This window comes from Pelatocladus sp., assembly GCF_059505505.1.
In genome coordinates this window covers 18,223-40,873 of sequence record NZ_JCACKS010000229.1, presented here as the reverse complement: position 1 = coordinate 40,873, position 22,651 = coordinate 18,223, and the positions used below count along the sequence as shown (strand labels likewise).

Here is a 22,651-nt window from a genome sequence, read left to right as displayed (position 1 = left end):
TAATCCCCACTCCCTTGGGGGGAGTGGGGGCCCCGAGTTCCCCAGAGGGGACCCCACCTTCCCCAATCCCCAATCCCCTTTCCCCATATTTGAGAAACGTGTCCAACAATAACAAGCCACTCATCTTAGGAATTACAGGTGCATCTGGTTTAATCTACGCAGTTCGTGCTTTAAAATATTTGCTTGCAGCCGATTATGAAATTCAATTAGTTGCTTCTAAATCAACCTACATGGTTTGGCAATCTGAGCAGGATATTCGTATGCCTGTAGAACCTGTTCAACAAGAGCAATTTTGGCGACAACAAGCAGGAGTTGAAACAGGAGGAAAATTGCGCTGTCATCCTTGGGGAGATGTGGGAGCGAATATCGCTAGTGGTTCCTTTCGTACTTTAGGAATGATTATAATTCCCTGTAGTATGAGTACGGTAGCCAAGCTAGCAGCAGGGTTAAGTTCCGACTTATTAGAACGAGCCGCAGATGTGCAGCTAAAAGAAGGACGAAAACTAGTCCTTGTTCCCCGTGAAACTCCTTTTAGCTTGATTCATTTACGCAACTTAACCACCCTTGCCGAAAGCGGAGTTAGAATTGTACCTGCTATTCCTGCTTGGTATCACAATCCTCAAAGCATTGAGGATTTAGTTGATTTTGTAGTTGCCCGTGCTTTAGATCAATTAGATATTGATTGTATTCCCATTCAACGTTGGCAAGGTCGTCTTTAAAGGATGAAGGATAAAGTATGAAGTATGAAGTCTCAAGTATGAGTGATTTTGCTTTTACCTTTTATTTTCTGCTTTTTATCTTCTACCTTAATCTTTGATACTTCATCCTACCCTGCACCGTAGGCGCGTCTACATCCTTCATCCTTTGTATTCCTTATGGCTCTTTTGCGATTAATTTTGTTAGTAGCGATTATGGGAGGACTGGCGCTGTTGTTAGCGCAAAATTGGTCCCCAATCCTCCCATTAGTCTTTTTAGGTGTGCAGACTAAATCATTACCTTTAGCAATGTGGATTTTGTTCAGCACTGCTGCTGGTGGTGCTACCTCTTTAGTGATCTCTGGTTTATTTCAATTGTCGAGTTATTTGACAGTACCACAACGCTCAACTTCTGCTGCATCAAAATCTCGGAGAACTACAGCAAGGAGCGATCGCTCAACGCGAGAAAAATCAACCGACAGTTATAGTAATAGTAGTTATACTAGTCCCCAACCATCAGCGGCTAAAACTTCATCTCAATCTAATCCAGATGATGATTGGGAAACAAACGACAACGAAGATTGGGATTTTGAGGAAAAGCCACAGTCCACAAGATCTGAAAATACGGAAGTCAGAGACTCGAAAACCTATGAACGCCGACAAGAACCTACAGACAGTTTCCGAGCAGGTTCTTCATATTCTTACAGCTACCGCGAACCTAAAAACTCTGGAGTGGGCAAAACTGAATCAATTTATGATGCAGACTATCGAGTAATTATTCCCCCATATCAATCATCAAGCGATGATTTCACCGATAAAGATAATCCAACCGATAAAAAAAATCAAGTAAATGAAGAAGATTGGGGGTTTTTAGACGATATTGAGGATGATCAGCGTGAACGTTAATAAATAGAGACATCACAAGTCAAATCTCTACTTGATCCCACAACGCTCGCGAGACTCCTGCTTGACTTTACCTGTCATGGCGGCTTCTTGCAAACTCATAAAAGCATTAAAATCTTCAAGGTCGTACTGTGTACTCAGTAATTGCCGTAGCTGATTTTCTGCTTCTACAGTCAGGTATCCCGTTGATAAAGCCTTTTGCACAACATCTTTAATCCGAATCATGCTTGAATCCTCAAACGACCACACTTAACTTATTCGGCTTACTCAAATTAGATATGCAGTATCTTGAATACTTTTCCACTATTAAGTTGGCCAGGCTTTTTTCAACCAAATGAACAAAAAAGTCATTTTTTACACCTTGGATTTAATAAGTGCTATTGATGCTGGTCAAAAAACTCACTAAAATCAATAATTAGAGCGCTTTTTATGTAAATAGTGAGGACGATACATTGTGTTGGTAGAAACACAGTATCGTATAATGCTCTATAAATAATGAGTTTGACCCATTTAGTTAGACGCACAAAGCCTGAATAAAGTTTCAATCAAGCTCAAATCAAATTTTATTAAATTTATATTAAGCCTATACCTAACATAAAGCATATTGATTTATTTGTGTGGAATTTCCGTAAAGCTTCAGGGGGGCTGCATGAAAGAATTGAGAGTGCGATCGCACCCAAATTTTTGTGGAGAAAATTTTATTCGTAAGCACCAAGTTTCGCTAAGATATACTCTAAAGTTTTGTGAGTTGCCAAGAGTTACGGATAGTTGCAATCTACCACCAAGACATCCTCCTCCACAAGACGCACAGATTCAGTTCAAAGCGAAACCGCAATTACCAGCAAAGGCAGACCCTTTTTTCCAAAGACTTAAAATCTTAACTGAACCCTATTAGCTCATAACCTTTTCCCGAGTGACCAGCTAGAACTTTAATTAATAGTAGACCCCAAAAAAAGGAAAGATGATTACACCCATGCGTGTTTTTGTGTTGATCTTTAACGCTGGCACAGATAACGAAGGAATTCACACGATTCGAGTAGGCGATCGCAATACTATTCTGATGTTTGAGTCAGAAGACGACGCCACGCGCTTTGCCTTGATGCTAGAAGCCCAAGATTTTCCGATACCCGCAGTTGAGGCAATTGATGCTGAACAAATTAAAGAGTTTTGTCAAAGTGCTGACTATGATTGGCAAATGGTGACAGAAAATAGTGCTTTAATGGTTCCCCCAGAAGTAAACGTAGAAGAAACCGATTGGAAACCAGACTCTGAAATCGAGCAAAAACAGACTAACACCCAGTCTAGTAACCAAGAATCACCATCACCAGAATCACAATTGTCTGATTCTGAACTAGATAGTATTCGTCGCCGATTAGAAGGGTTACTATAAAGAGTCATTAGTCATTAAGTAGGTAGGTGTAATTAAAGATAAAATAAAACCTCACCCTGCCTCCGGCTTCCCTCTCCTTACTAAGGAGAGGGATTGAGGGTGAGGTTTTATATTTAATTTGACCCACTTACTTAGTCAATTGTCAAAGTTAATTATTTTAGACTAATAGACACGAGGAACATCACACCTCTAGCGACTTAGGACTTCAACGATTACGTAGACCAATGACTAATGACCAATGACTAAGGACAAAAAACAAATGACTGATTTACAGCAACGTGGGCATCTTCTCACAGAGCAGGTTAATCCTAATACTCAGAATCTAGATCAACTCAGTTGTTTAGAGTTGGTAGAAATTTTTAATCGCGAAGACGAGAATGCAGTAGCTGCGGTTGCTGGTGCGAAGATGCAATTGGCTCAAGCTATTGAACGAACCGCCGAGTGTTTGCAACGGGGAGGACGGCTGTTTTATGTTGGTGCAGGGACAAGTGGTCGATTAGGAGTATTAGATGCTGCTGAGTGTCCACCAACTTTTTGTACGCCTCCAGAACTTGTACAAGGAATTATTGCTGGTGGTGCTGGGGCGCTATTACGCAGTTCTGAAGATTTAGAAGATCGCTTTCAAGATGGAGAAGCGGCGATCGCCCAACGTCATATAACCCAACTAGATGTAGTCGTTGGTATTACTGCTGGTGGGACAACACCTTATGTTCAGGGTGCAATCAATGCTGCTCGTCAACGGGGAGCTACTACAGTTTTTATGGCTTGTGTACCTGCTGAACAAGTGAGTATAGAAGCAGATATTGATATTCGCCTGTTAACAGGCCCAGAGGTGCTTGCTGGCTCTACTCGCCTCAAAGCAGGAACCGCAACTAAGCTTGCTTTGAATATCCTGTCTACGGGTGTGATGGTGCGTTTGGGCAAAGTCTACGGAAATCGCATGGTTGATGTCGCCGTGACTAATAACAAATTACGCGATCGCGCTTTACGAATCTTGCAAGACTTAACAGGTTTAGGTCGTGAAGCATCAGATTTGCTATTAGAACGCAGTGGAAAATGGGTAAAGTTGGCGCTGTTTATGCACTGGACAGGCTTAGACAAAGAACAAGGTCTAAAACTACTTTCTGAAAATCAAGGTAATCTTAGAGCAGCGATCGCTAACTGTAAAAATTACACCAAACCTGAGAAATAGAAGCGTAAAGTTATAGGAATAGGAATTTCCTAAGTATACTGGTATTAATTATTTGATTAATTATAAAAATAAACTTTAAAATATCATCTTTATTGGATCGATTTTGTAGTTAGGATAACGTTTGCTCAAAAAAGCAAAACGCCTAATCTGAAGCTATTTATCTATCAAATTGTTAGAGATAGACAACAATTTCCACACAGTTAACACAAAAATAAATTCAGAATTTATACTGTTTTAATCTTCTTGGTCAATGTATAGGATGATATTAATTCCAGCTAATTGGTTACGAGATAAAGCTTAGTCATTGGTTTTTCTCATTACCGATACGGGCAGATAATACAAGTGTTCAAGCGGACATAATATATATTTTCCAGTTCAGTTTCATTGTGAACTGAGGGAATTTATATACCAACACATCGAAATACAGCTATTTTAAAAATAATTTATTCATCATATTAATAGAAGGAGAAAATATGAACCATTCGCAAATGGTGGTAGTAAATAAATTAATTAATGAATTTAAAAGTTGTACCCAATTAAAATATAGTGGTAAATTAAATATTAAAAGTGTTAATGGACAAAAATGGATTTTCTATTACCACGGTGGTAAAATAATTTGGGCAACAGCAGGTACTCATCCTTTCCGACGGTTAAGACGACAAATTGCTCAATACTGCCCTAATATTGATATTGATAAGATACATTTACACCCTCAAGAATTATCCCTTGATTACTGGGATTATTGTCTACTAGTATTTTTGTATAATCAACAAAAAATTAAGCCTGAACAAATGAGGGCTGTTATAGAAAACACTACCGCAGAGTTATTATTTGATCTTACTCAACAAGCCGATTTTTATTCTATAAGTTGCGATCGCGACCAAGAAATCATCTTAGAAGCACCAGTCAAGATCATCGATGCAGATATGTCTTTAAAACTCATGCAAGAGTCTTGGCAACATTGGTTAGCAGCTGGTCTGAAGAATATATCACCTAATTTAGCGCCAATATTGCGAAAACCAGAACAACTGCATAAACAGGTAAGTTCAGCAGTATACAATAATTTTGTAACTTTAATTAACGGCAAATACACTCTATGGGATTTAGCCGTAAAAATGAAGCAAAGTGTAGTTTTAGTTACCCATTCTTTGCTTCCTTATATATCCAAAGGAATCATTGAATTAGTAGAAGTTTTTGACTTACCCTTACAAATTATTGAAGTTAATAACAATTCCTTGATTAAAAAAATCACAACTTCCAATAGTCCACGCATTGCTTGTGTAAATAACAATCTTTCGGTGAGTCAAACACTAGAGAATATTCTCATTCCTAATGGGTTTAGATTTATTAATATTCAAGATACTGTTCATGCTCTACCGATTCTAATTGAGTACAGACCAAACTTAATCTTTTTGAATTTAGTACAACCAGTTACCAATGGTTACGAAATCTGCGCTCAACTCAGGCGTATTTCCCTATTTGCTAATACGCCCATAGTTATTTTAAGAGATAGTGATAGTCCTTTAGATCAAATTCGAGCTAAAGTGGCAGGCTCTACAGATTTACTCGCCAAACCTGTATCATCTGACAAGGTAATAGATATAGTATGTAAACACACACAAGCTTTTTCGGAATTAGTCATTAGTCATTAGTCATTAGTCATTTGTAATAAATAGTAATTATTAATCAATACCCAATGCTCAATGCCCAATGACTAATGACTAATCTTCAAGTGATTGTGCTGGTACTTCAACAGCTGTCACATCGATTGTACCGTCGGGTGTAGTGCGCTGAAAATGGCCCTGTTGTACTAACAACAGTTCTCCACAATTAGGACATTGTAACTGAGTTTGATTCAAACCCGTAAATTCGTATCTACAAACGGGACATTGATCAGTAACTAGGTTACGTTGCAACCACCAACGAAATCCAAAAAATGCCAGAATAGGTGTGAGCAAAAGTAGCCCAACGATAATTAGCAATGAATTTACCAACCAGCCTAAGCCCAATGATCCTAGCAACCAAGCAATTACTATGAAAGTGAGCCAGGGGCGGAGTTGATACAGACTTAACTGAAAGTTTTTAAAGGTCATTTGTTAAAGTATCGTCCTGCTCTTCCTCTAGGATAGCGACTTTCTTCTAAGATTCTTTGACTTAATGTAAATTAACTTTAGCTTGAAAATGGGTGTGGGGGTGTGGGGGTGTAGGGGTGTAGGAGGAGTACTATTTTCATGCTTTGTGGAGTCAATTGTCCAGAGTCAATTGTCAATTGCTGCTATTAATAATTGACAATTGACCAATCAGCAATGACTCTTAAAACTGAGATAAGCGTTGCTGGTAATAGTCCACAATTTTTTCTATGACTTCGGTTACTGATAAACCATCTGTAATAACTTCAACAGCATTTGGCGCTTTCTTCAAGGGAGAAACTTTGCGAGTGCTATCTTTCCAGTCGCGTTCAGCAATATCTTTTTCTAGTTGTTCTAAAGATATTTCAGGCTGATTTTGTTTTTTAAAGTCCTGGAGACGGCGACGGGCGCGTTCTTGTACAGAGGCGGTTAAAAAGATTTTCACTTCTGCATCGGGGAAAACATGAGAACCGATATCCCGTCCTTCTGCAACTAAACCACCTTTTTTACCCCACCTTTGTTGTTGTTTCACTAATGCTTGACGCACTGCGCTTTGTGCTGCGATCGCGGAAACATTAGATGTTACTTGAGGTGAGCGAATTGCTTGGGTAACATCATGATGGTTAATCCACACTTGGACTGGAGATTGTAAGTTCTGTCCTGGAGACAGTTCAATCACACACCTATTGGCTAATTCTGCGATCGCACACTCATCATTTAGGGCAATTTCTTCATGCAGTACTAGCCAGGTGACGGCACGGTACATGGCTCCTGTATCTAGATATACTAGACCTAATTTGGCTGCTACCTGACGTGCAACGGTAGATTTGCCAGCTCCTGCTGGCCCGTCAATAGCAATTATTGGCTGGCGATCGCGTAAAATTGTGTTATCAATCAAACGTGTAGAACCAAGACGAGCGGCGATCGCGAGCATTCCTTCCTCCTGAACTTTTTCTATTGACATTAAAGTATTCGGTTCAACCAATTCAATATATTCCACAGATACAGAACTGACCATTGCTATTTCTTGCTGCACCACTGCAATAAGCTTGTGAGCATTGCGTTCTCCAGCACGAAAAGCTGCTTCGGCTTTTTGTAACCCACTATACAACACAGCTACTTGCTGTTTTTCTGTGGCAGTCAAATATTGGTTACGAGAACTAATGGCTAAACCAGATGTTTCCCGCACCGTTGCACAAGCAACAATTTCGATCAAAAAATTTAAATCAACTACTAGCTGTTTGACAATAGCTAGCTGTTGACCATCTTTTTGACCAAAATAGGCTCGGTCAGGCTGTACCAAATTGAACAGCTTGGTAACAATCGTTGCCACACCCTGAAAGTGGCCTGGGCGATTGTCACCACACAAGCCTGATATCATAGCAGATGGCGGGTTAACTTGTGTAACTTTTGATTCTTGTATATTTTTCAGGTCAACTCCCATTTCTTCGGGAGTTGGTGCAAAAACTACGTCTACCCCTGCTTGTTCGCACAGTTGTAGGTCTTGGTTTAAGGTGCGGGGATAGCGGTGAAAATCCTCATTGGGACCAAATTGCAGAGGATTGACGAAAATACTGACAATAACCGTAGCATTTTCTTGCCGCGCCCGTTGAATTAAACTTAAATGACCTTGGTGTAAGGCTCCCATAGTGGGAACTAGACCAACAGCCGTGAAAGGTCTGCCAGTCACCTCAAATTCTGATGGCCGTTCTTGCTCTGTAAGCTGGTTTTCCGAACGGCGCTGATCTAAATAGCAGCGTAAAGCTACAGTGGTTGTCAACAGGCGCACAAAAATACCCCTAGTCTTGATCTAGCTCTTCCCCGTTAGTTTATATCCGATTTTGGAGGCAAGAGGCTAGTCTAGGGGAACAAAGGAAATGGTGGTTGTTCGTTGGTTGTTGGTAGTTGGTAGTTGTTTGTTGTTTGGAACCTGTCACCAACAAACAACAAACAACAAACAACAACTAACACTAAAAAACTACCTTCCCAGAATTTCAATCCGCACAGGTGCTACACCACTGCTCATCATACCTAAAATGCGCGCTGCGCCTAAAGAGAGGTCAATAACTCGACCACGAATATATGGGCCTCTGTCGTTAATTCGCACAACCACAGACCGACCATTGTGGGTATTCGTGACACGTACTCGTGTACCAAAAGGCAAGCTGCGGTGGGCTGCTGTCATTCCATTTGGATTGAACCTCTCACCAGTGGCGGTTTTATTGCCAGAAAAATCATAGCCGTAGTAGGAAGCTATGCCTTTGAAAGTATCTTGGACTTTGACAGCAATCTGATGTGGTAATTTGGTTGGCAACGAGGAACGCGCAGGTAAGTTAGCAATCTGACCTAAAGGCGATGCATTACCGATGAGTCTACGTAAGCGGTTGGTTACTTGTAATGCATCTTGAACAGGGTCGTTGGTTGTACCCGCGAGTTTGGTGTTTTGGTCGATCTCTACCAGTTCTTGATTATTGGCTTTAATGACGAAGCGATCGCCAGCTTTTTGTTGACCAGTTAGACCTTTATTCTGGTCTTTATTGGAGTTTGTAGATGCTTCTGGTGCTTTCCAACTTACGATAATCTTGCTGGCGTCTACTTTATCTAGGACTAGCTGGTTAATTTTTGCTGCTACTACACTTGCCCTCTGGATTGGGTCATCTTTTGCCGAGCTAGTCTGAGTTGCCAAACTTGTACCTGTCCCGTTGGTTGCTGCTATTTGAGTAGGACTGCTGGTATTAAGAGCTTGAGATACCCCGTTGACGTTAGCGATTTCACCAACTTCACCAACTTTTGTTTCTTCACTGACAACTGATTTTTGTCCTAGAAAGCTGATCACGGGAATATCGCGGATATAGAGCGTTGCCACTGAGCGATCTGCTGCTTGGTGCGTGTGAATCTTGGCGATCACAGCATCTGAAGCAGGATTTGCTGTTGGGGATTGGTATTCTCCTACTTTTTCCACATCACCAGAAGGCAAAAGTGGTGAGGTTGGAGCGATTTTCTTAGCTGTCTCAGTACGTCCAACTAAGGGCATTCCCAAAACTGTGCTACACACAGTGACAACAGTCCACAAATGTTTTTGATTCATGCGTCCGAATATTAAAGCGACTGTAGAACGGAGCTTTGATAGTTCGTGGGTTAAGCATTCAACTAAGAACAGCTTTACCCAACAACCGAACTCGTTCCGCTTTCACTTTTTGCTATTAACTGCAACAGACTAACACGAACTTCTGATCTTGGGGATCAGGGTTTTATCGAAAGTCGTGGTAACTTTATCGAAATTAAATTGGTGTTTCAAGCTCCAAACCTTTCTAAAAAGCGGATTTTGGCGATGTAACAGTTTTTTTATTGTTTAGAAATTTTATTAGGAAAACTTAACACGATTTGGTATTTAAATCATTCTAATTGCATATGGTATTGCCTAAAAAGCTCATTAATGTTATTGAGTTTTTCAAAAATTCTTTTTTTCCATGAATATACTTATAACAAGTAATTATACCTATGATTTAAAATTTAAAATTAATCATAATCTGAAGTTATCTTTATAACATCTTTTTAGTAGCGATCGCCAATAGCAAATCAAAGACAGCAACGAGGGGATAGCTGATGATAGAGTTAAGATGTGGAATTAGCATTGCAATGACTTGATATTTATTATCTTTTTGTGAATGTTTTTGTTGTAACAAGTGTTTAGATACACTGAATTCATCAAGCGCAGCAGATATATAGTAAGATAATTTACAAACGTCTTAAACAAGGACTAAAAAGATAATTCTACTTACAAGAAAAATTTTTTACAAAAAAATAAAAAACAATTATCTAAAAAATTAATCAGAATTGCTGGTGCTATGCGAATCATTTGTAACTACGGCAAACAGACATAATATCTGACTTTAGGTAGTTGAGAACGCGTGATTTTTTAAACTGAGTATCCTTCATCATTCATACTTCAGGCTTTTTCACTCAGCTTCATGACAAACCAAGAAGATTTAGCAAAAAATTCATCATCACTACAAACTTTCATTGATGATTTGTATTTCAAATACAAACCATTGCACGATGGTGTAGTAGCCAAATATATCCCAGAATTGGCTAAGGTAGACTCGGATTTGTTTGCCATCAGTATTGTCAGTGTCAACGGTGAAGTTTACGAAGTTGGGAATTATCAGCAACTATTTACGATTCAATCCATATCGAAGGTATTTGCATACGGACTCGCCCTTGAAGATCACGGACGAGATTATATCTTGACCAGAGTAGGTGTGGAGCCGACAGGAGACGCATTCAACGCCATTGTGCTAGATGAACAATCCAAGCGACCTTACAATCCAATGGTAAATGCTGGTGCGATCGCTACCACTAGTTTGATCAAAGGGTTAGATCCAACCGAACGTTTAAACCGGATGTTAGAGATGTTCCAAAAGTACATCGGGCGTGATGTCTTCGTTGATATCTCAGCGTTTACCTCAGAACGCACCACCGGACACCGTAACCGGGCGATGGCGTATCTCATGCTCAACTTTGGCATGATTGACAAACCTATTGATGAAGCTTTGGATTTATACTTTCAGCAGTGTGCTGTGATGGTGAATTGCCATGATTTAGCAGTGATGGCGGCGACACTGGCAAATAAAGGTATCAACCCAATGACAAAGCAACAAGCTGTTAGTAGCCGTTATATCAAAGATATTCTCAGTGTGATGTACACCTGTGGAATGTATAACTTTGCTGGGGAGTGGGCATACAAAGTTGGTATTCCCGCCAAAAGTGGGATCTCTGGTGGGATTATCGCCGTAGTACCTAATAAGATGGGAATTGCAGTTTTTTCCCCGCGTTTAGATACACGCGGTAACAGCGTCCGGGGAGTTAAGGTGTGTGAGGAATTGTCTCAGCATCTGGGTTTACATTTGTTTGAGTGTTCCGGCTTGGAAGTTAGTCAATTTAGAGGCTAGCCTGTGGTAATGCTAGGCGTACAAACCCAATATTTTATTTTTTTCTTTTGCCTTTTTACTTTTATCTTTTTACTTTTTAAACTCCTCATGCTCTTGCTAATAAAGGTGCAGCAGCAAGGAGAGTTTGTGTATAGGGATGTTGGGGGTTGGCAAAAATTTCTTTAGTGGGGCCGATTTCAACTATTTTGCCACCGTTCATGACAGCAATGCGATCGCACAAGAATCTCGCTAACCACAAATCATGAGTAATAAACAAATACGTTAAATCAAATTCTTCTTTCAACTCCAGCATCAAATCTAATACTTGTGACTGTACACTAGCATCTAACATGCTCACGGGTTCATCACAAATCAAAAGTTTCGGATGAGTGATCAAAGCGCGAGCAATTGCGACTCGTTGCTGCTGTCCTCCTGATAAATCTGAGGGATAACGCTGATAATAAACCTCTGGTGGTTGTAACCCGACTTTTTCCAGCATCCCCAAAACCAGCTGTTTTGCTTCTTCAGGAGTTGCGATCTGATGAATTAATAGTGGATCAGCTATACTTTGTCCTACAGTCATCGCCGGATTGAGACAAGCATGGGGATCTTGAAATACCATTTGCATTTGTCGTCGTTGCTGGCGGATTTCTCGTCGAGATAAGTTAGTGATATCTTTACCAAGAAACTCGACTTTACCCGCACTGGGACGAACTAGTTGCAAAATTGTCCGCGATAATGTACTTTTACCACAACCAGACTCCCCGACTAATCCTAAAATCTCCCCTGGATATAATTCTAAGTTAATGCCATCAACAGCTTTGATGGTTTGACCTTGCCCTTTAAATATGCGCTCAACAAAATTAGGCTCGATAGTGTAATGCTGTTTGAGGTCTTGGACACGCAAAATAGGGGATTGGGAATCGGTAATTGGGGATTGGGAATCAGGAAAAGATAAAAGAGAAATTCCCCCTTGTCCCCAATCAGTCTCTTCTACACTTTGAATATGCAAAGCCGCTTGGAGGAGCGATCGCGTATATTCGTGTTCTGGATGTCGAAATACAGATTCAGTTGCACCCATTTCTACCATTTTACCGTTATACATAACGCCAATGCGATCGCAATACTCTGCCACTATTGCTAAATCATGGGAAATTAAGAGTAATGCCATATTTTCTTCTGCACACAGCCGAGTTAGTTCTTGTAAAATCTGGGCAGAGACTGTGACATCTAAGCTGGTGGTGGGTTCATCAGCAACTATTAGCTTTGGTTGCAACAACAAAGCTAAAGCAATTGCAACCCGTTGTCGCATTCCACCACTAAACTCATGGGGATACTGATTCCAGCGAGTAGCGGGTATATTGACCTTTTCTAAAGTGGCGATCGCTTTTTCTTTCGCTACTTTTGCTGACAATTTGGGTGAGTGCGCTTTTAGTGTTTCTATACAATGATTGCCAATGGTCATCAATGGGTCAAGGCGCGTCATTGGGTCTTGAAAGATCAATCCTACCGCCTCACCTCGAAACTTCCGCATTTGCAGTGGTGTTAAATCAAACACTGATTGACCTTGAAATGTCACCTGTCCCTCAATCTGAGTAGATGGTGGTAACAACCGCATTGCAGCTCTTCCTAAAGTTGATTTACCACATCCAGACTCTCCTACCAATCCCATTTTTTCACCCGGTTGCAGCCTGAAAGATACATCATCAACCGCCCAATGAGTATTTTCATGACTACGGTGAGGATAGGCAACTCGCAAATGTTCAATAGAAAATAAGGTCATACCATTTTAGATTTTGGATTTTGGATTTTAGATTTTAGATTTTGGATTGGGAAACTCTTTGTGCATGAGAGTTCTGTAAGTCTATCTGTCGCATTCTTTTTTTCAAATTGGTGTCATATAATTTAGTTTTTATCAATCAGATATCAGAGTTAAAGTTGCTAAGTATAAAGCATCACTACTAAAAACAGAGAGAAAAAATCATCCCTGAGATGGTTTTAATGTTTAGCATTTTTGATTGTTAATGTCTACCTAATGCATGGTAGACAATGTATCAAACTTATTATTAGAGTGTGAGATTTTGTTCCGAAAATCTATAAAATAAAGCACACTATAATTTCAATTTGTTTTGAAGTGGGGTGAAGAAGCTATGTTAGAACCTATACAAACTATTACTATTTTTCAAAAACAACCGGGTCCAGTAATCTTTTCACCTGGTCAAGTAATCTTCGAGGAAGGACAATTAGGAGATTGCATGTATGGTGTGGTGGAAGGAGAAGTGGAGTTAAGAGTCAACGGTCGGATTGTAGAGACTATAGAAGCAGGAAATGTGTTTGGTACAGGAGTACTGATTGGTATCAAAAACAGAACTTACACAGCGATCGCCAAAACAGAGTGCAAACTAGCTTATTTAGACCAAGCAAGGTTTCTGTTCGCTGTTCAGGAAACTCCGGTATTTGCGATCGAAGTGATCAGAAATTACTCAGAACGACTGACTCGCTTACGACAAGAGTTATTAGGTTGAATATGTACGCTATATATTGGTGATTAGATAAAAATATAATTGCTAATTCGTAACAGAGAAAAAATCTGTAAGATTAAAGTTCCAGTTAATTTCAAAAACTGCGTTTTCAGATCAATAACCTCAAATCCCAAAGAAATTGCACAATGCTGATCTCTGCTGATACGCGGATTTCTTTCCCTCGTCCCCTAGTCTACGCTACCTACCGAGATAAGCTAGTTGAACTGATTCCCTATATGCCAAACATACGTCAAATTGAGGTGAAATCCCGTCGTGAGGAGGATAGACGAGTTTACAGTATCAACGAATGGCATGGAGGAGGAGAAATTCCACTGGCAGCAAGGGCTATACTCAGTGAAGATATGCTCTCTTGGACAGAATACAATACTTGGAACGAAGCTGAGTTTTTACTGGAGTGGCGGATTAAAACTCACGTTTATACCGAAGCAGTTCACTGTGCAGGAATAAACCACTTTCTTGCAGATGGCGATCGCACAATTATTAAAAGTCGTGGCGAACTCACGATTGATTCCAAGCAAATCACAGGTGTACCTTGGTTTATTGCTAGCAAAGTTGCAGATATTGTTGAAGATTTTCTTGGCAAAAAAATTCAGCCAAATCTATTGCAAATGAGCGAAGGGGTACGCCAGTATTTAGAACGACAAACAAAAGGATAAATAGCCCTGACTGAACTGCGTACATCAGAGTGAAAAAAATATGATTATTCTTACACCCCTACACCCCTTTTTCAGGTCAGTTGGACAAAATTAAATTCATTGGTAACACTTAACATTTGGTTCTGTCTGAAGTTATCGTGGTATCGATAAATTCCACGTATATTCTGACTGAAACTTAGTATATGAGGCTATGCCGTTATTCAATTACGCTGACTATCTGTTTTACTTACCTGAGTTTGGGTTATGCTTCCCCAAGCACAGCGACACAAAACCTTGAGCGATGCGGAGATGGGGTATTTTGTGATGGAGGGACTGCATTAAGAAATCCCCCCATTTTTACCGGGAAGTACCTGTCCACTTCTCCATCGCTCAAAGTGTCAGATTTGACCACAACTTATAAAAATATTTTTGTCAGTCTCAATCCAAAATCTACCACAAACAACAAGCAATCAAAAGAGCGCGATTTTGTCTGGTGGTTAGTAGTGGCGATCGCTATTTTGGGAAGTACTGGTGCATTATTATTTTTAATCAAATCCTTGGGTGAGAGCAAAAAAGTTACGCCTAATAAAAAAGATACCCTATTGTTGGAAAGCTCGACTCAGACAGATTTCCAACAACAGACACCATCTTCACAAGAATTAAATACCACTGTACAAGTATCTACTACCTCACAATCAACAAAATTACTACCACCATCACCGACAGAAAGTACTTCTCGTCTAGCCAAAGTAAATATTGTTGAAGAATTAATTCAAGATTTAAGCAGTCCCGATCCCATCAAGCGACGCCAAGCGATTTGGAGTTTAGGTCAACAAGGAGACTCTCGTGCTATTCAACCGTTGGTAGATTTAATGATTGATGCAGATTCACAACAGCGTAGTCTCATTTTGGCTGCGTTAGCAGAAATTGGCATCAGCACACTTAAACCGATGAATAGCGCTTTGGCAATCTCTCTACAAGATCAAAGCCCCCAAGTACGGCAAAATGCTATTCGTGACCTCACTCGTGTTTATGACATGATGGCTCAAATTAGTCAAATTTTATGTCATGCAGTACAAGATTGTGATCCCGAAGTCCAAGCAACAGCCCGGTATGCTCTTATACAGATGAATCGAATTCGGGGTTTGCCTGCTGGTGACACAATACCGGATAATTCGTCCGCAGCAAACTAAAGAAAATTAAATTGTTTGTAGTAATTAGCTCTTGACTTTTGAAACTAAAAAGTTTCTTTTTGTTCATAATTTAGATGATAGGCGATCGCACTCTCAATTCACTTAGCCACAGGAGAAATTCCGGAAAAATTGATAGATTATTTGTAGTTAGTGCGTAATTCCACCCACTAACAATGCACGAACCAGAAAATGAGTAGCAACACTCTGGTTAAAAGGATCTTAGTTCTAGCAGCGAACCCGAAACAAACATCACGCCTACGTTTGGATGAGGAAGTACGCGATATTAAAGAAGGATTACAGCGATCGCACAAACGTGACAAATTTATTTTGCAACAGGAGTGGGCAGTACGTCCACGAGATATTCGTCGAGCAATTTTAGATTTTCGACCTCATATTATCCATTTTTCTGGACATGGTTTAAAAGAGGTGGGATTAGCATTTGAAAATGAAACTGGCCAAATACAGCTAGTTACAGGAGAAGCACTGGCTGGACTATTCGGACAATTTCCTAAACAAGTGGAATGTGTACTACTAAATGCTTGCTATAGCGAAAATCAAGCTGAGGCGATCGCTAAACATATAAATTATGTAATTGGTATGAATGCTCCGATTGGCGATCAAGCAGCAGTTGAATTTGCTGTGGGATTTTATGACGCGCTAGCAGCTTACGATCCGCAATATGATTCTGGAACACCTGTTGATTTTGCTTTTAATATTGCTCGTAATGCCATTCAGCTTGCAGGGGTATCCGGCGATTCTATTCCTGTGATCAAAAATAATTCTGTGATCAAAAATAATATTAATTTATGTGAGGTTGATAAGCCAACAGTTAATGAACCTCGCATCTATCCTAACTTTATCCCAATTTTAAGAAAACCCATATTTCTTATTGGAGCAACTCTTCTTGCTGTCGTTCTGGCTTCACCTTTTTTGGGGAAGTTCAATCATCCTTCGGTTCCTTCACAACTTAATCCAGCAAAATCATCTACAACAACTGTTAGTTCCACTATGTATCCTACAGCCCAATTGAGCGCTCAGGATTTTTACAATATGGGACGAGAAAAGTCTAATAATAAACAGTATAAGGAAGCAGTTGCAGATTTTACTGCGGCGATCAATATTAATCCAAAATACGCAGATGCTTACTACAAAAGAGGTAATGCCTATTCTGACCTTGGGGATAACAAGGCGGCCATAGCTGATTATACTGAAGCAATTCGTATCAATCCCATAAGTCCAAACTGTGCTTGTACTTATAAACAAAGGGGATATGCCTATTCTGATCTTGGATATTACCACGAAGCAGTTGAGGATTTCACTCAAGCGATTCGGCTCGAACCTGACGAACCCAGTCATTATAGATGGCGAGGTTATGCTTACTCTAAGTTAGGAAGCAAGCAGGAAACTATTGAGAATTATCATAAAGCTGCTGAACTTTATCAGAAACAAGGTAAGAACAAGTCTTACCAAGAAATGTTGAACAAACTAAAAAAACTCCAGCAATAGCAAGATTTCTATAATGACGAAAAATCCAAGGGAGCATCCTAAATGTTTAAAATTTAAATCTGTTTCTAATAACGTGAAGGCAGAAACTGCTACAGACTGCGCGAAACACGCAAACGTGAAGGCGGAAGTTGCTACAGGGAAGGCAGAAGCTGCTACAGGCTGCGCGAAACACGCAAACGTGAAGGCGGAAGTTGCTACAGGGAAAGCAGAAGTTGCTGCAAGGAAGGCGGAAGTTGTTACAGGGAAGACATAAGCTGCTACAGGGAAGGCAAAGAAAGGTTGTTTTCTCCTGCTTTGACCAAACAAGGCAAAAGTAAAAAGTTAAAAGGCAAAAGAAGAACAAGAAAAAATGGTTAAAGCACCATTATTTATTTCAAGCGGAAAGTGCCACGAGAAATTATATGTCCTTATTAAATCCCCTAAATTTATTTATGGGGATTATCTTTTTACCTTGATAGCTTTACTCCAAACTCTGCAATCCGATCGCAATCTTACTGTGCTTCTCAATTTGACTCATTACTTGTTTTGCACGTTGAATTACCACCCCAGGTAAACCCGCCAATCTTCCCGCTTCAATACCGTAGGACTTATCCGCACCCCCCGGTTGAACCTGATGCAAAAAGATAATTTGGTCTGGTAACTCCTTCACTGTCACTTGATAATTAGCTACATTTGGTAAAATACTTGATAATTCATTCAACTCATGATAGTGCGTCGCAAAAATCGTCCGCGCCTCAATCTCAGCCGCTAAATATTCCGCTACAGCCCAAGCAATCGAAAGCCCGTCAAAAGTAGCCGTCCCTCGCCCTATCTCATCTAGCAACACCAGCGATCGCGACGTAGCATGATTGAGAATATTTGCCGTCTCATTCATCTCCACCATAAATGTAGATTGACCCGTCGCCAAATCATCCACCGCACCCACACGAGTAAAAATGCGATCGCACACACTCAACTTCGCATACCTAGCAGGGACAAAACTGCCAATTTGTGCCATCAACTGAATTAACCCCACCTGTCTTAAGTAACAACTCTTACCACTTGCATTTGGTCCGGTAAGAATAATCAAATCTGGATTGTCCTTTGTCCTTTGTTCTTGGTCATTTGTTATTGGTTCTTGGTCAGTTGCTAATGACAAATAACTAGTGACTAATGACTCTCCTCCCAAGCTCGTCGAATTCGGCACAAAAAACCCCGCCGGTAAAGACTGTTCCACCACCGGATGACGCCCATCGACAACATAAATTTCTCGTCCCTCCACCATCTGAGGACGACAGTAACCTTGATATACAGACAACTCCGCCAAACCGCATAATACATCCACCGCCGCCACAGCCCGCGAAAGATTACGAATCACCTCCGCTTGCGCTGCAACTTCCTCCCGTAACGCCACAAAAATTTCATACTCCGTCTGGTTCAAATCATCCCGCGCCGTCAAAATCCGCGCTTCCCGTTCCTTCAACTCTGGGGTAATGTAGCGTTCTTCATTTGTCAAAGTCTGCTTACGTATATAATTTGACGGTACTTGGTCAGCCTTAGCACGGGAAATACTGATGTAATAACCAAAAGTTTTATTAAATCCAACCTTCAGTGTCTGAATACCCGTCCTCGCTCGTTCATCAACTTCTAAATTTGCAATCCATTTTTGGTCTTCTTCTACCAAACCTCGTCTTTCATCCAAGTGGGGATTAACTCCCTGACGAATCAATCCACCTTCTTTAATATGTATCGGTGGTGACTCCACAATATAACTACGGATTTTTTGCCCTAACTCCTCCAAACCAGGGGGAAGTTTCTGCAAGGCTTTCAAAAACAGAGACGAAGCATCCATCACTAACAGCGCTAATTCCGGCAACTTTGACACAGAATCAGCCAAAGCCACCAAATCTTTGGCATTTGCAGTACCAGAACCAGCCCTTCCTGTCAAACGTTCCAAATCATAAATTTGCCGTAACAACTGCCGTAAATCTTGGCGTAGGGGTGTATTTTCTACCAATTCTTGAATTGTATCTTGCCGCGCTTGGATACCTTTGATATCAACTAGCGGTTGTAATAGCCAACGTCGTAAAGCCCTACTACCCATCGCCGTAGAAGTTCTATCCAAAGACCAAAGTAAAGAACCGTGAAAACTGCCATCGCGGACAGTTTGCGTAATTTCCAGGTTACGCCGAGTTTGATGGTCTACAATCAAAAAATCAGTAAGTGTGTAAGTTCTTAGTGTTTGCAGGGGTACAGAACTTTCTTTTTGTGTATCTTCCAAGTATTCTAAAAGACCACCAGCCGCCCGGACTGCGAGGGGGAGATGTTCACAACCCAAACCTTCGAGCGATCGCACTTTAAATTTCTGCAATAATCTAGATCTCGCTTCGCCTGCTGAAAAAGGTCGTTGCGATCGCAGTGCATAACAAAACGTCGGTGGTAAACATTCTGGTAAATGGTCAGACTTTTCTCCCGGTCGGAGTAAACTTCCTAAATCAGGTGCATTCGTAGGAACTAATACTTCCGCAGGCTGCAAGCGCATTAATTCTTGGGTCAAATGTTCACTAATGCTACCTTGGGTAGTTAAGAATTCCCCTGTAGAAATATCTGCATAAGCCAAACCCCAATGTTCTCCAGCAATTACCACAGCTGCCAGGTAATTATTGCGACTGGCTTTGAGCATTCCTTCTTCTAACAAAGTCCCAGGAGTGAGAATCCGCGTTACTTCTCGCCGTACCAATCTACCAACAGCTTCTGAAGCATCTTCGACTTGGTCACAAATTACGACTGCATACCCTTTTTCTACCAACAGAGTAGCGTGGCGTTCCCAAGCGTGGTGCGGGACACCACTCATTGATACCCTCCCCACTTCTCCTACTGGTTTACTGGTGAGATAAAGTTCTAATTCCTGCGCCAGAATCACAGCATCTTCAAAATAGCACTCAAAAAAGTCTCCCACTCGATACAGCAACACCGCATGGGGATACTTCTCCTTCGTTTCGACATAATGCTGAAACATTTGAGTCAGCTTGCTGCGATCCACAAGTCGATGGTCAGTAATAAATGTGTTCGCATTGTTGCTGGCGTTTGGCTGGGATGCAGAGTAAGAAGCGGTCATGGATGTTTAGGGTACACATTTTTAACATGCCAATTACCGATGATAGCGCGTCATCAGGACTACCAAGAAATTGCTCAAGGTTTATTTATTTTTTCTTCATTAAAGGATTGGGGAAGTTAACGCTAAAAACCGATAGGCTTTCTGCTTCTGTTACTGTGAAATAAATAATCTGAGTTTTAAAGACGAAATTTTAATGACGTCAGTAGATTTTCCCAAACACAAAAAAGCCAAAGCCCTTAAACCCGGTAGCCGTCGCCCCGCCAAGGAACTGTGCAGTGAATGTGGACTGTGCGACACATACTATGTTCACTATGTCAAGGAAGCTTGTGCTTTTATTAATCAGCAAATAGATGAACTCGAAGCACAGACACACAAGCGTTCTCGCAATTTAGACAACTCTGATGAACTCTATTTTGGTGTTCATCAAGACATGATGGCAGCGCGGAAACAACAGCCTATTCCTGGCGCTCAATGGACAGGAATTGTAAGTACGATCGCCATTGAAATGCTGAATCGGGGCATGGTCGAAGGCGTGGTCTGTGTGCAGAATACCAAAGAAGACCGCTTTGGACCAATGCCTGTAATTGCCCGAACTCCAGAAGAAATACTAGCAGCGCGGGTAAATAAACCTACTCTTTCACCAAATCTCTCGGTGTTGGAACAAGTAGAAAAATCAGGGATGAAGCGGCTGTTGGTGATTGGTGTTGGTTGCCAAATCCAAGCTTTGCGGGCGGTTGAAAAGAAATTGGGTCTAGAAAAATTGTACGTATTGGGTACACCGTGTGTAGATAATGTGACTCGTGCCGGACTACAAAAATTCTTAGAAACCACAAGTAGATCGCCCGATACAGTAGTGCATTACGAGTTTATGCAAGATTTTCGAGTTCACTTTAAGCACGAAGATGGATCAACTGAAACTGTACCCTTCTTTGGCTTAAAAACAAATCAACTCAAGGATGTGTTTGCCTCTTCCTGTATGAGTTGCTTTGACTACGTAAATTCCCTCGCTGATTTAGTAGTTGGGTATATGGGCGCACCATTTGGTTGGCAATGGATTGTAGTCAGAAATGAACGCGGTAAGGAAATGCTGGAATTGGTAAAAGATCAACTAGAAACTCAGCCTGTTATGTCCCAGGGCGATCGCACAGCTGCGGTGCAACAAAGTATACCAGCTTATGATAAAGCTGTAACTTTACCAATGTGGGCAGCAAAACTTATGGGAGTAGTAATTGAAAAAATCGGCCCCAAAGGTTTAGAATATGCCCGTTTCTCGATAGATTCCCACTTTACCCGCAATTATCTTTATGTAAAACGGAATCACCCAGGAAAATTAGCAGCACACGTTCCAGAGTTCGCCAAGCGCATTGTGGGACGCTACAAATTGCCCGAATAATAGATAAGTTGAAACTGTATCCCGCCTAGAACTAAAGTTCCAGGCTCATAGCGCAAGTCCTCTGAAGAGGACTTGCGCTATGAGACTCGGAATTTATTCCGAGGCGGTACAGATGCGCTCTACTTTTTGATTAAGCTAAAACTTATGTTTACTCATACCGACTCATGTAATGCCTTGATTGTAGGTGCTGGTCAAGGAATCGGTTTAGGATTTGTGAAAAAATTACTGCAATTGCAGGGTATTAATAAGGTTTATGCAACTTATCGGCAAAAAGAATCGGCTGCTGAATTAATCACGTTATCAGATGTATATCCTCAGAGATTAACTTGTTTGGCGATGGATATTACAGATGAGGCGCAAATTGCCGAAGGTGTACAATTCCTGCGTGGGGAGATAGATAAACTACATTTGGTTGTTAACTGTGTTGGGATTCTGCATCAAGGAACACTGCAACCAGAAAAAAGCTTGAAGCAAATTAACTCAGAAAATTTGCTGCACTATTTTCAAGTTAACAGTATTGGTGCGGTGTTGCTTGCCAAGCATTTGTTACCTTTGTTTCGTCATAGCGATCGCAGTATTTTTGCTAGTATTTCTGCCAAAGTTGGAAGTATTGGAGACAATCAACTCGGCGGGTGGTACGGCTATCGCGCTTCTAAAGCTGCGCTGAATATGTTGATGCGAAACGTCGCAATAGAATATGGCAGAACTAGCCCAAAAACCATAGTTGTAACATTGCACCCCGGTACAACTAATACCCGTCTTTCTAAACCTTTTCAAAAGAATGTACCACCAGAAAAACTATTTTCGGTAGAACATACTGTTAACCAATTGCTTGCTGTGATAGAAAAGCTACAAACTGAGGATAGCGGCCAGTTTTTTTCGTGGGATGGTAGTCGTTTACCCTGGTGAGGATTGGGGAAAAATCAGTTATCAGTTATCAAATTAGACTGTTAACTGATTCATGCTCAATGCCCATTGACTAAGCAATCTGCTGTAAATCTCTCTAGAGATAATTCTTTTTGCAAACGATAACCTTTAAGATGA

Annotated in this window: 19 protein-coding genes; 13 read left to right on the top strand and 6 right to left on the bottom strand. The window is 40.8% G+C overall.

The genetic code is table 11. The features are described 5' to 3' along the window. The first annotated feature begins 98 nt into the window (after positions 1-98). Complete coding sequence (locus tag AC5JMK_RS21955; protein ID WP_096677478.1) at positions 99-719, top strand: flavin prenyltransferase UbiX; 621 nt, start codon at positions 99-101, stop codon at positions 717-719. 156 nt (positions 720-875) lie between these two features. Further along, entirely contained in the window at positions 876-1,601 is a 726-nt protein-coding gene (locus AC5JMK_RS21950) for a hypothetical protein (RefSeq protein ID WP_096677479.1), read from the top strand. Between the two features lie 27 nt (positions 1,602-1,628). Here AC5JMK_RS21950 and AC5JMK_RS21945 read toward each other — a convergent pair whose 3' ends face one another. Next, entirely contained in the window at positions 1,629-1,823 is a 195-nt protein-coding gene (locus AC5JMK_RS21945) for a hypothetical protein (RefSeq protein ID WP_016859680.1), read from the bottom strand. A gap of 736 nt (positions 1,824-2,559) precedes the next feature. On the opposite strand from AC5JMK_RS21945, the gene AC5JMK_RS21940 reads away from it, so the two are divergent. The 3 genes from AC5JMK_RS21940 to AC5JMK_RS21930 all read left to right on the top strand — a co-directional run bounded on the left by AC5JMK_RS21940 (position 2,560) and on the right by AC5JMK_RS21930 (position 5,832). Next, a complete protein-coding gene (locus AC5JMK_RS21940) occupies positions 2,560-2,988 on the top strand; it encodes a DUF3110 domain-containing protein (RefSeq protein ID WP_096677481.1) in 429 nt (142 codons plus the stop codon). A gap of 259 nt (positions 2,989-3,247) precedes the next feature. Next, positions 3,248-4,180 (top strand): N-acetylmuramic acid 6-phosphate etherase, encoded by a 933-nt coding sequence (gene murQ / locus AC5JMK_RS21935; protein WP_096679179.1) that lies wholly within the window; start codon positions 3,248-3,250, stop codon positions 4,178-4,180. 473 nt (positions 4,181-4,653) lie between these two features. Further along, entirely contained in the window at positions 4,654-5,832 is a 1,179-nt protein-coding gene (locus tag AC5JMK_RS21930) for a response regulator (RefSeq protein WP_495911021.1), read from the top strand. A gap of 69 nt (positions 5,833-5,901) precedes the next feature. Here AC5JMK_RS21930 and AC5JMK_RS21925 read toward each other — a convergent pair whose 3' ends face one another. The 3 genes from AC5JMK_RS21925 to AC5JMK_RS21915 form a co-directional block, all read right to left on the bottom strand. Beyond that, a complete protein-coding gene (locus AC5JMK_RS21925) occupies positions 5,902-6,273 on the bottom strand; it encodes a hypothetical protein (protein ID WP_096677483.1) in 372 nt (123 codons plus the stop codon). Positions 6,274-6,493: 220 nt separating this feature from the next. Next, on the bottom strand, positions 6,494-8,098 hold the full coding sequence (locus tag AC5JMK_RS21920; RefSeq protein WP_495911020.1) for a bifunctional pantoate--beta-alanine ligase/(d)CMP kinase: 1,605 nt from the start codon (positions 8,096-8,098) through the stop codon (positions 6,494-6,496). 189 nt (positions 8,099-8,287) lie between these two features. Beyond that, positions 8,288-9,397 carry a septal ring lytic transglycosylase RlpA family protein gene (locus tag AC5JMK_RS21915; RefSeq protein ID WP_495911019.1) on the bottom strand — a complete coding sequence of 370 codons (1,110 nt, stop codon included), beginning with the start codon at positions 9,395-9,397 and terminating at the stop codon, positions 8,288-8,290. 883 nt (positions 9,398-10,280) lie between these two features. Here AC5JMK_RS21915 and glsA point away from each other — a divergent pair. Beyond that, entirely contained in the window at positions 10,281-11,261 is a 981-nt protein-coding gene (glsA, locus tag AC5JMK_RS21910) for a glutaminase A (protein ID WP_495911018.1), read from the top strand. 85 nt (positions 11,262-11,346) lie between these two features. On the opposite strand, the gene AC5JMK_RS21905 is transcribed toward glsA, so the two are convergent. Continuing rightward, positions 11,347-13,023, bottom strand: coding sequence for a dipeptide ABC transporter ATP-binding protein (locus AC5JMK_RS21905; RefSeq protein WP_495911017.1), 1,677 nt, complete (start codon positions 13,021-13,023; stop codon positions 11,347-11,349). A gap of 367 nt (positions 13,024-13,390) precedes the next feature. Between AC5JMK_RS21905 and AC5JMK_RS21900 the strand changes: the two genes are divergently transcribed. From AC5JMK_RS21900 to AC5JMK_RS21880, 5 genes are all read left to right on the top strand, one after another. Next, positions 13,391-13,765: a cyclic nucleotide-binding domain-containing protein gene (locus AC5JMK_RS21900; protein WP_096677488.1), complete on the top strand. Its 375-nt coding sequence runs from the start codon at positions 13,391-13,393 to the stop codon at positions 13,763-13,765. 143 nt (positions 13,766-13,908) lie between these two features. Then, complete coding sequence (locus AC5JMK_RS21895; RefSeq protein ID WP_096677489.1) at positions 13,909-14,439, top strand: hypothetical protein; 531 nt, start codon at positions 13,909-13,911, stop codon at positions 14,437-14,439. Between the two features lie 374 nt (positions 14,440-14,813). Further along, entirely contained in the window at positions 14,814-15,611 is a 798-nt protein-coding gene (locus AC5JMK_RS21890) for a HEAT repeat domain-containing protein (RefSeq protein WP_495911016.1), read from the top strand. Positions 15,612-15,800: 189 nt separating this feature from the next. Continuing rightward, a complete protein-coding gene (locus tag AC5JMK_RS21885; RefSeq protein ID WP_495911015.1) occupies positions 15,801-17,117 on the top strand; it encodes a CHAT domain-containing tetratricopeptide repeat protein in 1,317 nt (438 codons plus the stop codon). A 13-nt stretch (positions 17,118-17,130) separates the two neighbouring features. Continuing rightward, complete coding sequence (locus AC5JMK_RS21880; protein ID WP_495911014.1) at positions 17,131-17,370, top strand: hypothetical protein; 240 nt, start codon at positions 17,131-17,133, stop codon at positions 17,368-17,370. Between the two features lie 207 nt (positions 17,371-17,577). On the opposite strand, the gene mutS is transcribed toward AC5JMK_RS21880, so the two are convergent. Further along, complete coding sequence (gene mutS, locus AC5JMK_RS21875; protein ID WP_096677494.1) at positions 17,578-20,214, bottom strand: DNA mismatch repair protein MutS; 2,637 nt, start codon at positions 20,212-20,214, stop codon at positions 17,578-17,580. Positions 20,215-20,407: 193 nt separating this feature from the next. Here mutS and AC5JMK_RS21870 point away from each other — a divergent pair, with 193 nt between their 5' ends. Both AC5JMK_RS21870 and AC5JMK_RS21865 read left to right on the top strand, forming a co-directional pair. Further along, complete coding sequence (locus AC5JMK_RS21870) at positions 20,408-21,607, top strand: Coenzyme F420 hydrogenase/dehydrogenase, beta subunit C-terminal domain (protein ID WP_096677495.1); 1,200 nt, start codon at positions 20,408-20,410, stop codon at positions 21,605-21,607. Positions 21,608-21,751: 144 nt separating this feature from the next. Then, complete coding sequence (locus AC5JMK_RS21865) at positions 21,752-22,516, top strand: SDR family NAD(P)-dependent oxidoreductase (RefSeq protein WP_495911013.1); 765 nt, start codon at positions 21,752-21,754, stop codon at positions 22,514-22,516. Positions 22,517-22,651: the final 135 nt, after the last annotated feature.

What these genes read in the sequence shown, in the direction of transcription:
- AC5JMK_RS21905 (WP_495911017.1), bottom strand. Translation starts at nt 13,023, where the DNA reads ATGACCTTATTTTCTATTGAACATTTGCGAGTTGCCTATCCTCACCGT.
- AC5JMK_RS21925 (WP_096677483.1), bottom strand. Translation starts at nt 6,273, where the DNA reads ATGACCTTTAAAAACTTTCAGTTAAGTCTGTATCAACTCCGCCCCTGG.
- AC5JMK_RS21930 (WP_495911021.1), top strand. Translation starts at nt 4,654, where the DNA reads ATGAACCATTCGCAAATGGTGGTAGTAAATAAATTAATTAATGAATTT.
- mutS (WP_096677494.1), bottom strand. Translation starts at nt 20,214, where the DNA reads ATGACCGCTTCTTACTCTGCATCCCAGCCAAACGCCAGCAACAATGCG.
- AC5JMK_RS21915 (WP_495911019.1), bottom strand. Translation starts at nt 9,397, where the DNA reads ATGAATCAAAAACATTTGTGGACTGTTGTCACTGTGTGTAGCACAGTT.
- AC5JMK_RS21865 (WP_495911013.1), top strand. Translation starts at nt 21,752, where the DNA reads ATGTTTACTCATACCGACTCATGTAATGCCTTGATTGTAGGTGCTGGT.
- AC5JMK_RS21950 (WP_096677479.1), top strand. Translation starts at nt 876, where the DNA reads ATGGCTCTTTTGCGATTAATTTTGTTAGTAGCGATTATGGGAGGACTG.
- AC5JMK_RS21895 (WP_096677489.1), top strand. Translation starts at nt 13,909, where the DNA reads ATGCTGATCTCTGCTGATACGCGGATTTCTTTCCCTCGTCCCCTAGTC.
- AC5JMK_RS21880 (WP_495911014.1), top strand. Translation starts at nt 17,131, where the DNA reads ATGACGAAAAATCCAAGGGAGCATCCTAAATGTTTAAAATTTAAATCT.
- AC5JMK_RS21885 (WP_495911015.1), top strand. Translation starts at nt 15,801, where the DNA reads ATGAGTAGCAACACTCTGGTTAAAAGGATCTTAGTTCTAGCAGCGAAC.
- AC5JMK_RS21870 (WP_096677495.1), top strand. Translation starts at nt 20,408, where the DNA reads ATGACGTCAGTAGATTTTCCCAAACACAAAAAAGCCAAAGCCCTTAAA.
- glsA (WP_495911018.1), top strand. Translation starts at nt 10,281, where the DNA reads ATGACAAACCAAGAAGATTTAGCAAAAAATTCATCATCACTACAAACT.
- AC5JMK_RS21940 (WP_096677481.1), top strand. Translation starts at nt 2,560, where the DNA reads ATGATTACACCCATGCGTGTTTTTGTGTTGATCTTTAACGCTGGCACA.
- AC5JMK_RS21900 (WP_096677488.1), top strand. Translation starts at nt 13,391, where the DNA reads ATGTTAGAACCTATACAAACTATTACTATTTTTCAAAAACAACCGGGT.
- murQ (WP_096679179.1), top strand. Translation starts at nt 3,248, where the DNA reads ATGACTGATTTACAGCAACGTGGGCATCTTCTCACAGAGCAGGTTAAT.
- AC5JMK_RS21945 (WP_016859680.1), bottom strand. Translation starts at nt 1,823, where the DNA reads ATGATTCGGATTAAAGATGTTGTGCAAAAGGCTTTATCAACGGGATAC.